The 16079-nt window shown below is 63.2% G+C and carries 14 protein-coding genes; 9 read left to right on the top strand and 5 right to left on the bottom strand.

The window, feature by feature from the left end:
* Positions 1–28: 28 nt before the first annotated feature.
* Positions 29–478: a hypothetical protein gene (locus tag ACODTA_RS18585; protein WP_489067467.1), complete on the bottom strand. Its 450-nt coding sequence runs from the start codon at positions 476–478 to the stop codon at positions 29–31.
* 19 nt (positions 479–497) lie between these two features.
* On the opposite strand from ACODTA_RS18585, the gene ACODTA_RS18580 reads away from it, so the two are divergent.
* The 6 genes from ACODTA_RS18580 (at position 498) to ACODTA_RS18555 (ending at position 5322) form a co-directional block, all read left to right on the top strand.
* Entirely contained in the window at positions 498–1535 is a 1038-nt protein-coding gene (locus ACODTA_RS18580) for a zinc-dependent alcohol dehydrogenase family protein (protein ID WP_489067466.1), read from the top strand.
* Complete coding sequence (locus ACODTA_RS18575; RefSeq protein WP_489067465.1) at positions 1532–2152, top strand: hypothetical protein; 621 nt, start codon at positions 1532–1534, stop codon at positions 2150–2152. Before ACODTA_RS18580 ends, ACODTA_RS18575 begins: the two co-directional genes overlap by 4 nt.
* Positions 2153–2219: 67 nt before the next feature.
* Positions 2220–2942 carry an acetoacetyl-CoA reductase gene (phbB, locus tag ACODTA_RS18570; protein WP_489067494.1) on the top strand — a complete coding sequence of 241 codons (723 nt, stop codon included), beginning with the start codon at positions 2220–2222 and terminating at the stop codon, positions 2940–2942.
* 82 nt (positions 2943–3024) lie between these two features.
* A complete protein-coding gene (locus ACODTA_RS18565; RefSeq protein WP_489067464.1) occupies positions 3025–3780 on the top strand; it encodes a sensor histidine kinase in 756 nt (251 codons plus the stop codon).
* On the top strand, positions 3752–4405 hold the full coding sequence (locus ACODTA_RS18560; protein ID WP_489067463.1) for a BON domain-containing protein: 654 nt from the start codon (positions 3752–3754) through the stop codon (positions 4403–4405). The genes ACODTA_RS18565 and ACODTA_RS18560 overlap by 29 nt, the downstream gene beginning before the upstream one ends.
* 107 nt (positions 4406–4512) lie before the next feature.
* The gene (locus tag ACODTA_RS18555) at positions 4513–5322 is read left to right on the top strand and encodes a universal stress protein (protein ID WP_489067462.1); all 810 of its coding nucleotides are present in this window, start codon (positions 4513–4515) and stop codon (positions 5320–5322) included.
* Positions 5323–5706: 384 nt separating this feature from the next.
* On the opposite strand, the gene mgtA is transcribed toward ACODTA_RS18555, so the two are convergent.
* Both mgtA and ACODTA_RS18545 read right to left on the bottom strand, forming a co-directional pair.
* On the bottom strand, positions 5707–8241 hold the full coding sequence (mgtA, locus tag ACODTA_RS18550; RefSeq protein ID WP_489067493.1) for a magnesium-translocating P-type ATPase: 2535 nt from the start codon (positions 8239–8241) through the stop codon (positions 5707–5709).
* Positions 8238–8900 (bottom strand): Bax inhibitor-1/YccA family protein, encoded by a 663-nt coding sequence (locus ACODTA_RS18545; RefSeq protein WP_489067461.1) that lies wholly within the window; start codon positions 8898–8900, stop codon positions 8238–8240. Before ACODTA_RS18545 ends, mgtA begins: the two co-directional genes overlap by 4 nt.
* 191 nt (positions 8901–9091) lie before the next feature.
* Here ACODTA_RS18545 and ACODTA_RS18540 point away from each other — a divergent pair, with 191 nt between their 5' ends.
* From ACODTA_RS18540 to ACODTA_RS18530, 3 genes are all read left to right on the top strand, one after another.
* Positions 9092–10858, top strand: a complete 1767-nt coding sequence (locus ACODTA_RS18540) for a PHA/PHB synthase family protein (RefSeq protein WP_489067460.1) — start codon at positions 9092–9094, stop codon at positions 10856–10858.
* Positions 10842–11843, top strand: coding sequence for a lysylphosphatidylglycerol synthase transmembrane domain-containing protein (locus ACODTA_RS18535; protein ID WP_489067459.1), 1002 nt, complete (start codon positions 10842–10844; stop codon positions 11841–11843). The genes ACODTA_RS18540 and ACODTA_RS18535 overlap by 17 nt, the downstream gene beginning before the upstream one ends.
* A gap of 163 nt (positions 11844–12006) precedes the next feature.
* Positions 12007–13575, top strand: coding sequence for an MBL fold metallo-hydrolase (locus ACODTA_RS18530; RefSeq protein WP_489067492.1), 1569 nt, complete (start codon positions 12007–12009; stop codon positions 13573–13575).
* 128 nt (positions 13576–13703) lie between these two features.
* On the opposite strand, the gene prs is transcribed toward ACODTA_RS18530, so the two are convergent.
* On the bottom strand, positions 13704–14591 hold the full coding sequence (prs, locus tag ACODTA_RS18525) for a ribose-phosphate diphosphokinase (protein ID WP_489067458.1): 888 nt from the start codon (positions 14589–14591) through the stop codon (positions 13704–13706).
* The gene (locus ACODTA_RS18520) at positions 14588–16075 is read right to left on the bottom strand and encodes a thymidine phosphorylase family protein (protein ID WP_489067457.1); all 1488 of its coding nucleotides are present in this window, start codon (positions 16073–16075) and stop codon (positions 14588–14590) included. The genes prs and ACODTA_RS18520 overlap by 4 nt, the downstream gene beginning before the upstream one ends.
* Positions 16076–16079: the final 4 nt, after the last annotated feature.

The following is a 16079-nucleotide window of genomic DNA, read 5'->3' as shown; positions in this document are numbered from 1 at the left end:
CGGCCGATTGCGGTTGCCGGTACGGGGATCAGCGGCCGGCCCGGCTCGCAACGGTAGCGGGGCCTTGGGGCGGAATGGAGATCAGATGCTGCTCATGGTCCTCGCAGGTGACTCGCCATTGCGCGGCGCCGCCTTCGGAGGGGAGCGCCTCGGCAGCGATCACGTCCTGGCAGTTGAGACCTGCGTCGCGGATCGCGCGAAAGAAGACGCCGTCGCGCTGCCCCTGGGGAAGGGCCGCCACCGTCGCCGCCTGGTTGCTCTGTTCCTGTGCCGCACCATCCTGTTGTTTTGCTGCATCGCGAGGCTCGCAGGCCGCAAGACCGAGCAGGGCGATAATCCAAATCCAGCGCGCAGACATGTTTCTTCCTTTCGCAATGCTGATGAGCGTCTGCAGGATAAGGGTCTTCGAAAACGATCTCTGTCCGTAAATCCCCCAATAGGCCCGTCCCTCGACCAGCGCGATTTTTGTCGTCGCCATGATTCGGTGGAGATGGGCAATGAAAGCATTGGTTTATCGGGGTCCCGGCAGGAAAAGCCTGGAAGAGCACGCGATGCCGGTGATCGCGGAGCCCGGAGATGCGATCGTCAGGATCACGCACACCACCATATGTGGAACGGACCTGCATATCTTGAAGGGCGATGTGCCGACATGCCAGCCAGGCCGGGTGCTCGGCCATGAAGGGGTCGGTATCGTCGAGCAAGTCGGAAGCGGGGTCGTGGCTTTCTCACCCGGCGATCATGTCCTGATTTCCTGTATCACGGCGTGCGGACGCTGTGGTTATTGTCGTCGCGGCATGTATTCGCATTGCGAGACGGGAGGCTGGATCCTGGGCAACGCGATCGATGGCACACAGGCCGAGTTCGTGCGCATCCCTCATGCCGATACCAGCCTGTATCGCGTGCCTCATGGCGTTGCGGAGGAGGCACTGGTCATGCTCAGCGATATCCTGCCGACCGGCTTCGAATGCGGTGTGCTGAACGGTAAGGTGGCGCCGGGCGGCAGCGTCGTCATCGTCGGTGCGGGCCCCATCGGGCTGGCTGCGCTCTTGACGGCGCAATTCTACTCGCCCGCCAGGATCATCCTGATCGATCGCGACCGGCACCGCCTTGACGTCGCGCGCCGTTTTGGTGCGACCCATGCCATCGACGGCGCGGTGGCCGACCTGGTCGCACAGGTGCAATCGCTGACCGAAGGCAAAGGCGCCGATACCGTCATCGAGGCGGTCGGTATCCCGGCGACGTTCGAACTCTGCCAGGAACTGGTGGCTCCAGGCGGCGTCATCGCCAATATCGGCGTCCACGGCGCCAAGGCGGATCTGCACCTCGAACGACTATGGTCGCACAACATCACGATAACCACCCGGCTCGTCGATACGGCGACGACGCCGATGCTGCTCAAGACCGTCCAATCGGGCGCACTGGCCCCGGACCGGCTCATCACGCATCGCTTTCGGCTCGCCGAGATCGACAAGGCTTACGACACCTTCGGCAACGCAGCCAATACCTGCGCACTGAAGGTGCTGATCACCCCATGACCAAGCGCATGGAAGAACTGGCGAGCGAGATCGTCCGGCTTCAGGGCGAACTCGATCGCGAAATCGAACGTCGGCGCAAGGTGCTGGGCTGGAAGCTCAGGGATCGGCTCGTCCAGTTCGAGCATGGCATCGTCGCCGAGCATCGCAAATTGCGGAAGGGCGTTGCCGGATTTCTCGCAAGGTCGTCGCTCGGCGTGATCCTGACCGCGCCGGTCATTTACTCGATGGTCATCCCGCTCATCCTGCTCGATCTCTGGGCCAGTCTCTATCAGGCGATCTGCTTCCGCGCCTATCATATCCCGCGCGTCCGTCGCCGGGACTATATCGCCTTCGATCGCGGAAACCTCGCCTATCTCAATTGGATCGAGGCGTTCAATTGCCTTTATTGTGGCTACGGAAACGGCGTCGCCGCCTATGTGCGGGAGATAGCGAGCCGCACCGAACAATATTGGTGCCCGATCAAGCACGCCGTACGCATCAGCAGCCCCCATGACCGCTATCTGGGTTTTCTGGAGTTCGGGGATGCGGAAGGATATCGCAATCGCCTCGAACAGTTTCGTGGAGCGTTGCGCGCACCGCCGGCCGAGCCGGCCGCGGCCCCTGGGAACATTGCGTAGCGACGCGTGGTGGAAAATCCACCAGGCGCGACCGGCGATCATCCGGAGATGAAGAATGGGTCTCGCTGTGAAACGCGTGGCACTCGTAACGGGCGGCACGACCGGCATCGGTGCGGCTGTCTGCGAAGCGCTGGCGGCGCTCGGCTACACGGTCGGGGCCAATTATTGTGGGAACACGGCACGCGCCACCGGCTTCACGGAACGGACAGGGATAAGAAGCTGGTGTTGGTCGGTTGCGGATCATGATGCCTGCCTCACCGGCGTGGCCGAAGTGGAAGCGGCGCTCGGACCCATCGACATCCTTATCAATAACGCCGGCATCACGCGCGATGCGAGTCTGGCGAAACTGTCGATCGAGAACTGGCACGAGGTGATCGAGACCAATCTCACGGGCTGCTTCAACATGAGTCAGACCGTTTTCGCCGCGATGCGCGCGCGTGGATGGGGACGGATCATCAGCATCTCGTCCGTCAACGGCGAGGCGGGCCAATATGGCCAGACCAATTATGCGGCATCCAAGGCCGGAATTCTCGGTTTTACGCGTTCGCTTGCACTTGAGGGTGCGCGCGCCGGCGTCACCGTGAATGCAATCGCACCGGGATATACCGACACCGCAATGGTGCGCGCCGTACCTGCTGAAATCCTGGCCTCCATCGTTTCGCGCATACCGGTCGGACGGCTTGCCAGCCCGGGCGAAATTGCGCGTTGCGCCGTGTTTCTCGCCGCGGAGGAAGCGGGCTTCATCACCGGCGCGACGCTCGATGTGAATGGCGGCCAATACATGGCGTGAACGAACCCCTACGGGACTCTGCGAATAGGGGGACCCGGCATTTCGTTCCAGAACGGGCTCGACCACTCGAAGGGAGGGCCGAATGCAACAGCTCCTGGAAAACTTTCCCACGAACCCGCTGGCCAGTCCGCCGGGCCGCGAGATGATCCACGATCTCAGAAATCTTTTCGGGATCGTGGCGTCCGCCGAACGCCTGCTCGAGCGCGATCCGAACCGTAGCCAGCGCCAGGCGCTTCTTGGCGCGATCGAGGGCGCGGCGATACGGGGCGGACGACTGACCACCGAACTGTTGGCGCGCCGACTGGATTGCCGGGCCGACCGCACGACCGACATCGGACGGCGGCTCTCGGACCTCGTACCGATGCTGATCGCGCTGGCGGGCTCCCGGATCGAATGCGATCTGGAAATCGCGCATCCCAGCGCACTTGTCCGGATCGACGGGGACGCCTTCGATTCGACGATCCTGGAATTGATCGCGAATGCGGTGGCTGCGCATGCTTGCCAGATCCGCCTGCGCAGCCACAAGGCTGGTTCGCGGATCTGGATCATGGTCTGTGACGATGGCGATGGAATGGGATCGGCGGCGCTGTCTCGCGCGCGCGCCGGGGTGGACCAAGGCCTTGCCCGCGGAGCCGGTCTTTCCAGGGTGCATCGCTTCGCACGTGCCGTGCACGGCCAATTGCGCATCAGGAGCCGCCCGGCTGGCGGAACTGCCATCGCGCTCATCGTGCCGACGCTTCTTTCCGTGGCGGTCGGCGAACGCCCTGCCGCTTCCGTCAGTGACTTTCTCAAGCCCAAGGAGACGATCGATGAAAACCGACAGCCGATTGCAGCATGACGTGATGGCCGAACTTGAATGGGAGCCGAGCGTCGATCACGCGGATATCGGGGTCGCGGTAAACGATGGCGTCGTGACGCTTTCCGGGTATGTGAAGAGCTATGCGCAGAAGGTGGCGGCCGAAAAGGCGGTGCGCCGCGTCGGCGGGGTCAAGGCCATCGCCGAGGAGATCAAGGTCCGCTTCGCATCCGATCCGAAGACCGCCGATCATGAGATCGCCAAACGTATCGTCGACATGTTCGCCTGGAGCGTCTCGGTTCCCGACGACAAGATCAAGGTCAAGGTCGAACGTGGCTGGGTAACGCTGACCGGCACCGTCGACTGGCACTATCAGGGCGACGAGGCGAAGAAGGTGGCTGGCCGGATCAGCGGTGTCACCGGCGTGAGCAATCTCATCGAGATCAGAACGATGCCGGTGGCGTTCGATATCAAGGCCCGGATCATGGAGGCCTTCAAGCGCCAGGCGAACCTCGATTCCGCCAACGTCACGGTCGTCACGGAAGGCGGCACCGTTCGTCTTGGTGGCAAGGTCAGGGCGTGGAACGAACGTGGCATCGCCGAGCGCGCCGCCTGGGCGGCACCGGGCGTCAATCGGGTCGAAGACAATATCATCGTCGGCTACTGACCTGCGATGGCGCATTGACGGCCGCTCGGGCACGGGTGGCCGTCCTTTTATCCGTATCATCCCGCATATCGGGCAGGCGGCGTCTCCCATAGCGTCAATGGCAATCGATGGAGGTGGCCATGAAGAACATACTTCTGCTTGTTCATGATGATGAAGGCCAGGAAGCCCGGCTGCAGGCCGCGCTTGATCTTACCCGTGCGCTCGATGGTCATCTCAGTTGCATCGATGTGGCGCTTTTTCCTGCGATTGTAGGCGATTATACGGTGGGCGCCGCCGAGGCGATGCTGATGGCCGATGAGCGCGAGCGCGAGAGCCGGAACAGGACGGTTCTCGAGAGCCGCCTGGCCAATGAGGACGTGGCCTGGGACTGGACCGATGTCATCGGCAATATGGTCGAATCCGTATGTGAGGCAGCGACGCTGGCCGATATCATTGTCCTCAACCGGAAGCTGGACCAGTTCCCATATCCCGACATGCGGGACGCGGCGAGCCGCATCCTGACCCATGCCCGGACGCCTGTGCTGGCAGTTCCCGACAGTCTCAAGCGGCTGGAACTGGATCGCGTTCTGATCGCCTGGGACGGCCAGGCATCGATCGCGGCCACGATGCGCGCCTGTGTTCCCCTCCTGCAGCGTGCGCAAGCCGTGGAAATCCTGCTTGTCCGGGATGGCGCGGAAAGAGTCGAGCCGGCCGAGGCCGCCAAATATCTCTCACGCCACGGCATCCACGCCACGGTACGGGTGATCGAGGACGGGCTTGCCAAGGCGGACCAGCATATCGCGGCGGCCGCTGATGCCTTTCGTGCCGACTACATCCTGATGGGTGCCTATAGCCATGGTCGGCTCATGGAAGCCTTTGGCGGTGTCACCAAGCGGATGCTGAGCAATGCGAAGCTGCCCCTGGTGCTTGGACACTAGGGCGACTTCAAGGCAGGTCGATCTACTTGCCGGCCGGGAGCGCAGGCCGGCGAAGCTGGATCATGACGAAACAAGGGGTTGGAGCAGTCGATCTGGTGCGGCCGGATCGATTGCTCTCGCGCATCATGGGTAAATCGGCCTTCTCCCAGGCGGCCCGTAGTTCAGAATTGGTCTCGTGGCCTGCCCCTGCGTTCGCCCGGTCATTTCAGATCGGCAGGCAACCGACGCATCGGGACATCCAGGCGTCCATATCAATCGTGATCCGGGACTTTCCGCCGTCTTCGGCTTCGCCGGATGTGGGAGCCGCCTGGGCGGCGGGTGATCGCAACATGCCTGATCTCCCCCGATGGGACAGCGCTCCGAAGTACCGCCGGACGGCGTTCGTCAGTTCGCGACGCGTTCACGCTCGGGAATTGCGACCCGCTTCAGCCCCTCGGCAGCCGCCAGGTAGATGATCACCAGGACGGCGATCGTCGCCATGACAGCCAGGCTCGGGGCCGCGAAGTCCATCACACCGGCAAACGGAAGAAATGGAAGGGCCAGCGCCACGACAAGGCAAGCAAGCGCGGTGCCGGTCAGAATCAGGGGAGGCCTATCCTTCCAGAAGCGGGCGGCGGTCCTGATCACGAATACGACGAGAATCTGCGTCGCCATGGATTCGACGAACCATGCAGCGCGGAAGGTCGCTATGTCGACATGGAAGATTTCGAGCAGCGCCGCCATTGTCGCAATGTCGAAGATCGAGGACAGCGGACCCATGATGAAGGTGAAGCGAACCAGGCCCGCCATATCCCATCCTCGCGGGCGAGCGACATCGCTCGCATCCGCGCGATCGAAGGGAATGCCGATCTGCGAGAGATCGTAGAGCATGTTGTTGAGAAGGATCTGCACGGCGGTGAGCGGGAGGAATGGAAGGACGATCGAGGCCAGCGCCATCGTCAGCATGTTTCCGAAATTGGAACTGGTCCCCATCCGGATATATTTCATGATGTTGGCGTAGGTCCGCCGGCCTTCACGAACGCCGTCCGCCAGGACGTTGAGATCGGAATCGAGCAGGATCATGTCGGCCGCTTCGCGCGCGACATCGGTTGCGCCATCCACCGAGAGCCCGACATCGGCCGCGCGTATCGCCGGCGCGTCGTTGATGCCGTCCCCCATGAAGCCGACGGTATGCCCTCTCGATTGCAGTGCGCGGACGATCCTGAGCTTCTGATCCGGCGTAACGCGCGCGAAGAGGTCGACGGTATCCACCCGTGCGGCGAGTGCGCTATCGTCAAGCCCGTCCATGTCCGCGCCCACCAATATACCGCCGACCGGGAGATTGAGCGCGGCCACGAGATGCTGGACCACGACGGTCGCGTCGCCGGATATGACCTTGATGCGGACGCCCGCTGCGGCGAGCCGCGCAACCGCGCTGGTCGCGCTTTCCTTGGGCGGATCGATAAAGACGCACAGCCCCGCGAAGATAAGGCCGGCATCGTCGTCGGTATCGATATGTTCGCGACCTTGCGCGGGTTTCCATGCGATTCCGAGCATGCGCAACCCGTTTTCCGCATGACGATCATGAAGCGCGCGGATTGTGGCGCGCTGGCCATCGTCAAGAGGTGAAAGCTTTCCGGTCCCGTCTTCCACCTGGTTACACAAGGAGAGGATTGTCTCGGGCGCGCCCTTCACGATTTCGATGCGGTCGCCGTCCTTTTCCGCGAGGACGGAAACACGTCTTCGCTCGAAGTCGAACGGACGTTCGTCGAGCTTGGTCCATCCTTCGACGGGATGTCCGGCGAGATGGGCGAGAAGTGCGTCATCGAGCGGGCTCTTGAGACCTGTTTCGAACGCGGCGTTGATTGCTGCCAGCTCGGCGACACGGTCGCTGTCCGTGCCATCCAGGCCTGGATGCGCGACCATCGCGATTCTGGATTGCGTCAGGGTGCCCGTCTTGTCGGTGCACAGGATATCCATCTGGCCCAGGTCGTGGATCCCCGACAATCGCTTCACGATCACCTTTGCAGCCGCCATGCGCTGCGCGCCCCGCGCGAGCGCGACGGTCATCACCATGGGCAGAAGTTCGGGAGCCAGACCAACGGCGAGCGCCATTGCGAACAGAAAAGATTCCAGTGGTGGTCGGCCCAGCATCATATGGGCGAGGAGAACGAAGAGCACCAGGAAGATCGTCAGGCGGACGATGACCATGCCGAGCCGATGGATCCCGCGTTCGAACGCGGTGGGCGGCTGGTCCTGCGCAAGCGACTCGGCGATCTGCCCAAATTGGGTTTTGCCGCCGGTTGCGACCACCAGCATCGTCGCTGAGCCGCTGATCATGGAGCTGCCATGGAGCAGCACGTTGCGTGCATCGATCATGGTCGGACCCGGTTCGAACTCGGCGCGTTTCGAAACCGGATAGGGCTCGCCCGTCAGCGCGGCCTGATTGACCTGGACCGCGTTGGCATCGAGGATCACGCCGTCGGCCGGAACGAGGTCGCCCGCCACCAGCGACACGACGTCGCCCGGCACGAGGGCGTCGACCGGTACCTCGCATGGCGCGTCGTCGCGAAGCACCCGGGCGTTCAGCGCGATCGATCGCCGCAGCGCTTCGGCTGTCGCTTCCGCGCGTCTTTCCTGCACGATATCCAATGTCGTCGAAAGCAGGATGACCGAGACGATGATGATGAAGCTGGCCGCATCCCCGGTCGCGCCTGCTATGGTTGATGCGACAAGCAGTATCGCGACAAGCGGATTGGAAAGCCGGTGCGCGAGATCGGGCAGGAGGCGATGACGTCTTGCCCTGGCGAGCCCGTTCGAGCCGAAGATTTCAAGCCGGCGGGCAGCTTCCGCGCTGGAGAGGCCCAGAAGGCTGGTATCGAGGTTCTTGACGGTGTCGGAGACCGGACGACGCCAGAAGTCGTTTGCGGCGAGGGTCACCGACGGTGTCCCGTGAAGCGCAGCAGCGACAGGAAGAGATTGAGGAAGTCCAGGTAAAGCGTCAAAGCGCCCAGACTCGCGGCACCTTGGGGGTTCCGATATCGTACTTCTTCGTACAGGCTCTTGAGGCGCTGCGTATCGTAAGCCACGAGTGCGGCGAACAGCAGGACCCCGACCAGCGCAAGTGCCAGATCGACGCTGGCTGATCCCAGGAGGAGATTGACGCACAACGCGACGGTGAACCCGACAAGCGCGATCGTGAGGAAATTGCCCATGCCGGACAGGTCTCGCCGCGACAGTCCGGCCAGGATCGCCAATGCGACAAAGGCGGATGCCGCTGCGGAAAAAGCCGCGATCAGACCATCTCGAGCGAGTCCGATGAAGATTGTGCCCAGGGAGAGGCCGACAAGCGACGCGTAGACGATCAGAGTGGCGCGTGCCGCCACGCCGGAAAACCGGTCTGTACGCGCGCCAAGCACAAGTACGAGCAGGAGCGGCGCAAGCAGGACGATCCAACCCGCGACGGTGAGACCGTCAGGCCCTGTCAGGATGCGCTGAAGAGCGGGCTCGTTCATCACCGTGAATGCGGCGGCGCCTGACAGCGCGACGCTCATGCCCATCTGCAGGAACACCGAGGTCATGAACGCGGTGCGTGACATGCATCGCGCTTCGTGAGCAGCGGATGAAAGCGAATCCCAGTCCTTGAGGTGCATGGCGCATGCTCCTTGATCGACAATCACCCGACAGGTGCCGTCGTCACGCGGCCGACCGAATCCGTTAAGCTACGTACCTCTCCCAAGTTCGCCGGGTGCCGGGACCGCCTAATCCGCCGCAAGGAAGGAGACTATGCATGCCGGAAGGAGCGGGCGCCCGCCTGGAAAGCGAGGATCCGCTGGCGCGGACCTCGGCGACGATCGACCGGACCGCCGGTGCGGTGCTGGCACTGATGACCGGAGGAGTGTCACCGGCCTCCATTGCCGCCGCATTTGGCGACTGGCTGGGCAATCTCGCCAGCTCACCGGGGACGCTGATCGATCTGGGCACGGATGCGATAGGCAAGGGCACGCTTTTCGGGGACTATGTGCGCAGCAGCATCGTCGGGCAGTCAAACGTCCCGCCCTGTATCCTGCCTGCCCCGCAGGATCGGCGTTTCGCAGCCGACGACTGGCGGGAAATGCCGTTCAACCTCCTGCAGCAGGCTTTCCTTCTGGCCGAGAACTGGTGGGATCAGGCCTGTCGGTCCGTGGGCGGGACCACCCGGCGCCACGAGGATGTCGTGCGCTTCGTCGTGCGGCAGATGCTGGACATGGTTGCGCCCTCCAACTTCGTCGCGACCAACCCGGTCGTGCAGCGGCATATCGCCGAAACCGGCGGCACCTGCCTTCTCGATGGCTGGACGAACCTGTTGGACGATCAGAGGCGCTGGGCAGGGCGCGAGCCACCCAAGGGGGCCGATGCCTTCCGTCCGGGCGTCGACGTCGCGGTGACGCCTGGCGACGTCGTTTTTCGCAACCATCTCATCGAACTCATTCGCTACCGGCCCGTGACTGAAAAGGTCCGCCCGGAACCCGTGCTCATCGTGCCGGCGTGGATCATGAAATATTATATTCTCGATCTCAGCCCGCAAAACTCGCTTGTCCGATGGCTGGTGGCGCAAGGCTTCACCGTCTTCATGATCAGCTGGCGCAATCCCGATGCGAAGGATCGGGATATCGGCTTTGATGACTATCGGCGCCTGGGTGCCATGGCGGCATTGGATGCGATTTCGCGGCTGACCGGTACCCGGACAATCCATGCCGCAGGCTATTGCCTGGGCGGCACGCTCCTCGCCATCACCGCGGCGACGATGGCCCGCGACGGCGACGATCGGCTCGCCAGCATGACCCTGTTTGCGGCGCAGACCGAATTCAGCGAGCCGGGCGAGCTTGGCCTCTTCATCGATGCGTCGCAGATTCATGTCCTCGAAAATCTGATGTGGGCCCAGGGCTATCTCGACAGTCGGCAGATGGGCGGCGCATTCCAGATGCTGCGGTCCCACGATCTTGTCTGGTCCCGGATGGTTCACGACTATCTCATGGGCGAGGTCCGGCCGCTTACCGACATGATGGCCTGGAATGCCGATGGCACGCGTCTGCCGCAGGCCATGCACAGTCAATATCTGCGCGAACTCTTCCTGGAGGATGCCTTGGCCGAGGGGCGGTTCCGCGTCGATGGCCGGACCATTTCGCTCGGGGACATAGATTGCCCGGTTTTCACGGTCGCAACCGAATGGGACCATGTCGCGCCATGGCGCTCGGTCTTCAAGATCCACCTGCTGACCGATACGGATATCACGTTCGTGCTCGCGAGCGGTGGGCACAATGCAGGCATCGTCGCGGCGCCCGGGGACGAAGAGCGGCATTTCAGGATCATGACGCACGCGGCGGCAAGCGAGCATGTCGACGCCGATGATTGGATAGGAAAGGCCGAGCTTCGCCGTGGAAGCTGGTGGTCGGCATGGGGTGATTGGCTTGCCAGCCGATCCGGTACCCCGGTCGCCTGCCGCCCGATGGATGAGGGCGGCAAGAACGTATCTTCGCTCGATCCCGCACCTGGCCGATATGTCTTCAGGCGGTGAATCCGTTTCCGGGGGTGGCCGCTGGCGCAGCTGGTTCTTCGGGCTTGTCGCAGTCGCTGCTCTGGCGGGCGCGGTCGCCCACTGGGGAGACATCGAGGCATTCGCGCAGCTTGTCCGGCGGGCGGAGCCGGCTTGGCTCGGCCTTGCCATCGCGTTTCAGTGCGGCACCTATGCGAGCCTTGCGATGGGCTGGCGGCAGATCCTGCGCCGCGCAGGCACACCGCGATCCATATTGCGTCTGATGCGGATCGCGGTCACGAAACTCTTCGCCGATCAGGCGCTGCCGAGCGCCGGCATGGGCGGAAATGTCCTCCTGATCGATCAACTGCGCGCAATCGGTATCGCCCGTGGAACCGCCGCCGCAACGCTACTCATTTCGATGATCGGCTTTTATGCGGCCTATGCGTTCTTCGCGATCACGATGCTCATACTGCTCTGGCTGCACAATCACGCGACACCGCTCATGGCCGGGCTCGTCACGCTTTTCCTGACTGTCGCACTCGCCATCCCCGCCCTGGCGCTATGGCTGCACAACCGGGGCAGCGAGCCGCTGCCACCTCGGATCGAGAGAATCCGCTTCGTGCGTTCGCTGCTGGAGACCGTCGCACAGGCGCCCGCCGAATTGTTGCGCGATCATGCGCTGATTGTACGGGTGACGCTGTGCAACGCACTTATCTTCCTGGCGGATGCCGGCACCCTCTTCGCATGTCTGCGCGCCCTGGGGACGGAGCCTTCGTTCGCGACGTGCTTCATCGCGCTGATCATGGCATCGATTGTCGCGACCCTGGGGCCGTTTCCTCTTGGCCTGGGCAGCTTCGAGGCCACATCGACGGCCACGCTCAAATTGCTGGGGCTTCCCTTTGAGGCGGCCTTTGCCGGCACCATGCTCTTGCGCCTGGTGACGCTCTGGGTGCCGCTCCTGCCCGGCATGGTGATGATGCGCGGCACGATCGGGCATCACGCCGCCAGGCCGACGGCGCCCTAGGCGCGCCCGACGCGTCCGCCCCTTCGGGAAACTACGGACTGCGCTCAGCTGTGAAGGCGATATCAAGGCGAAATCACAATGGAGGTGCCAGACGATGGCGGGACATGCCGGGGAGCCTACAATCACATTTCATGGCGCCGCCGGTACCGTGACCGGCTCCTGCATGGAGTTGAGCGTGAACGGCCACAGCATCCTGGTCGACTGCGGCATGTTCCAGGGCTCCCGAAGCCTGGAGGCGCTCAATCGGGAAGACTTTGTCTTCGACACCGGGCGGATAGAGGCGGTGGTCTTGACCCATGCGCATATCGATCATTGCGGGTTGCTCCCGAAGCTCGCCGCCAATGGCTATGACCGCGCAATCTGGTGCACCCAGGCGACGGCCGACCTGCTCGAATATATGCTTTCCGATGCCGGACGGATCCAGGAAAGCGAGGCGTCCCGCCGCAATTCTCGCCGTGATCGTGCAGGAGAGACCGAGTTCGTGCCGCTTTACACGGAGCGGGACGCGCTTCGCGCCTGGGGGCTCGCCCGCCCCGTCGCACTTGGAGAATGGTTTGAGCCCGCCCCTGGATTCCAGGCGCGGCTCTGGAATGCGGGGCATATTCTCGGGGCGGCGTCGGTCGAGATTCGGGCAGGGGACGCCCATCTGCTTTTTTCGGGCGATATCGGCCCGAGCAACAAGGCTTTCGAACCCGATCCTGCCGGGCCGTCCGGTCTCGACCATGTGGTTTGCGAATCCACCTACGGCAATCGCGCCCGGGCCCGGCAGACGATCGAACAGCGCAGGGCATCGCTCGAGAAGGAGGTGAAATCCGCATTGTCCAAAGGTGGAAACCTGATCATCCCGGTCTTCGCGCTCGAGCGCACGCAGGAATTGCTTCTGGATCTCGCGACACTTGCCGATGCGGGCCGCATTCCCAACGTGCCGATCTTCGTGGATTCACCGCTCGCCGGTCGCGCCACCCGGGTGTTCGAGGCGCATGCGGCTGAGATCGAGGATGTCGGTGACGGGCAGATATTCCGGCATCCAGCGATCCGCTACGTCGCGGATACGAGCGAGTCGATCCGCCTCAACCAGATCTCGGGCGCCATCATCCTGGCAGCCTCCGGAATGTGCGAAGCCGGCCGTATCCGGCATCATCTGAAGCACAATCTCCACCGGCGCGAGTCCACCGTCCTCTTCGTCGGTTTCCAGGCGAAGGGCAGTCTGGGGCGTGTCATTCTCGATGGTGCAAAGCGGGTCCGCATCTCAGGCGACGATGTGAATGTGCGGGCGTGCATTCGTCGTATCGACAGCTACTCGGCGCATGCCGATCGCGATGAGCTTCATGATTGGATCAAGGCCCGCCGGCCGATCGTCGGCAGTCTCTTTCTGAGCCATGGAGAGATCGACGCGACACGCGGGCTGCGCGATCTGGCACAGGCCGATGACCCGGCCGCGAATATCCTGCTTCCGCAGATCGGTGAGAAATACGCGCTTCCCGCAGGCCAGCCCGCTCGCCGCCTCGACACCGCCAGGCCAGGGCTGGAACAGATCACGGGCGAGGATTGGCAGAACGATTATGCCAGGTTCATCACGAACCTGAAGCACGATCTGACGCAGATAGAAAACGAACGCGCGCGCCGCGAAGCACTTAGAAACATGCGGGCGGTTCTCGACGGTTACCGCGCCTTCCAGCGCGACCGGAAGCGACGGCGTGCGGCCGGCAGCGCCGCGGTCAAGACGCATTAGATTGCGCGAACAAGCTGGCGCCGGGGTCCCTTAAAAACGATGCGGTACCTCAAGAGGATATTCGGCTTTCTGCCATCGCATTGGGCGAGCCGCCGGCGAAAATGCGACGGAGCCGTGATTCTCCCGGATCAGTCGAGCAGGCGCGCGTGACGGAGTGCTGACGCGATCAGCGCGGCAAGCTGGACGCGCGCTGTCGGGCCCTCGACACTGTCGGTGCTCGAAATCCGCGTGATTCCCTGCCTTGCGAGGCGCGCAAGATCCTCCGGCGAGGCCAGGCAATGCGTAACCAGCGCTTCGACGCGGGTGGCGCCGGCGGAAATAAGTTGGCCGGCCGCTGCCATCATGGTCGCGCCGCTGGCGATCACGTCGTCGACCAATATGATCGCGCGCCCTCGCACGCTGTCCAGACCGTCGATGTCGAGCTGCACATCCCTGTCGCCCAGTCGTTTCTTGGAAGCCGTGAGCGGTGCGAGGCCGAGCGGCTGGGCGACGCGCATCATCCACTGGTTCGCCTCGCCATCGGGGGCCATGATCAGCGGCCGCTTTCCGATATCGACAAGCCCGGCGAGCAATGGCGCAGCCGAAAGCGTGATGGTGACGATATCCGGCATGACCTCGGCGAGTTTCGCGATGCGATGGAGATGCGGATCGACCGTCACCACCGCGTCGAAATGCGCGGCCAGCAGCTTGCAGATGACGCGCTGGCTTACCGCTTCACCTGCTTTGAAAGCCTTGTCCTGGCGCATATAGGCCAGATAGGGTGCAACCAGTATGACACGGAGCGCGCCGCTGTCCCGTGCAGCCGATGCCGCCAGGATCAATTCGATCAGCTTTGCGTCCGGCTCATTGAGCGAGCGGTAGAAGATCGTCGTCTCCGCGCATTGCGGAACGCGGACGAGACTTTCCTGGTCGGGAAAGCGATGGATGTCGACACGCCCGAACGGAGCCGAGAGCATCGAAGCCAGCCGAAGCGCGGCGCCGCCGCCATCCGCAAAGCCCAGGACGATCGCCTTCATCGGGAGAACCTGTAGCCCGCATCTTCGAGCGCGAGCTCGCGTGCAAAGTCCAGCCCGGTCTGGGACTGGGCGTAGATCCTGTAGAGCGGTTCTCCTTTTCGAACACCGGCGTCCAGCTTGCGCAGCAGGTCGATGCCTGCGCCCTTGTCCATCGGAGCGCCGGCCAGGCGTGCGATGCGTGCGATCCGATGGCAATCGATCGCGGCGACACGACCGGTCTCGGACGCACAGATCTCACAGCAATGCCGCCCAAGCTCGAAACGTGCGGTCTGTGCCCCTTGTGCCTGAATGAGGCGCTCCATCGCTTCAAGGGCGGCACCGGATGCGAGCAATTCGGCGGCTCGCGCATATCCTCGTCCGCCTTTCAATGCCGGATCGAAGTTGAGGACATGACCCGCCAGCAACAGTGCGCGTTCGCGCAGATCCGCGGGGGCATCCTCGTCGTTTCGAAGCACTGCCATGACGTCTCGTGCCTCGAGAACCGGCCCGATCCCGTTGCCCACGGGCTGCGAGCCATCGGTGAAGACAATGTCGGTGACGATGCCGAGCTTGTCCGCGACATGCTCGAAGAGTTTGCGCAGCCGGATGGCCTCGCTCTGCGTGCGCACCTTGGCGCTCGGACCGACCGGAATGTCGAGGACGAGATGAGTCGATCCGGCTGCCAGCTTCTTCGAGAGGATCGAGGCCACCATCTGTTCGAAGGTGTCGATCCGCAATGGCCGCTCGACCGAGATCAGAATGTCGTCGGCCGGCGAGAGGTTCACCTTGCCACCCCAGGCCAGCACTGCCTTGTGGCTGGAAACGATCGCGCGCAATGCCGTTTCGCCCAGCTCGACATTCGCCAGGACCTCCATCGTGTCGGCTGTACCGGATGGAGATGTGATGGCGCGCGACGACGTCTTCGGCATGATCAGGCCGTGCGCCGCTGCGATCGGCACGATGATCATCGAGGTTCGGTTGCCCGGAATGCCTCCGATGCAATGCTTGTCGACGATGAGAGGCGCGTTCCACTTCAGCCTGTCGCCGACCGACGCCATGGCACGAGTCATCGCCAGTGTTTCCGCCGTGCTCATGAAGTTCGCGCATGCGACAAGATAGGCGCCGATCTCCATCGGCGAATAATGATGCGCGGCGATATCCCGAATGATGGCTTCGATCTCGATATCCGCCAGTGTGTCCCCGTCGATCTTTCGGCGGACGAACTCGAGGCTTGCCGGCGGCTTTGCCTGTTCGATCGTGACGGCGGTACCGGCAGCGAGGCCGAGCCGGCGAAAGGCCTGGCTACCGAGGCCGATCTCACCGGGCTTGAGCAGCACCCCCTCGTCGACCAGCGCCAGCGAGGCCAGGATTTCGCTGCCGTTGCCGGCTATGCGGATCTTGCGCAGGGCCTGGAATTGTGCGGGAGAATAGCCGCTCTCATTCCTGGGCAGGAACGCAGTATTCTCTGGATAGGTGTCGATGCCGACCGGCTTGATGCTCAGCATTTTG

Source organism: Sphingomonas sp. FG14 (assembly GCF_057809675.1).
Note: the sequence above shows the minus strand (reverse complement) of the source record. Positions and strands in the feature narration are given on the sequence as shown.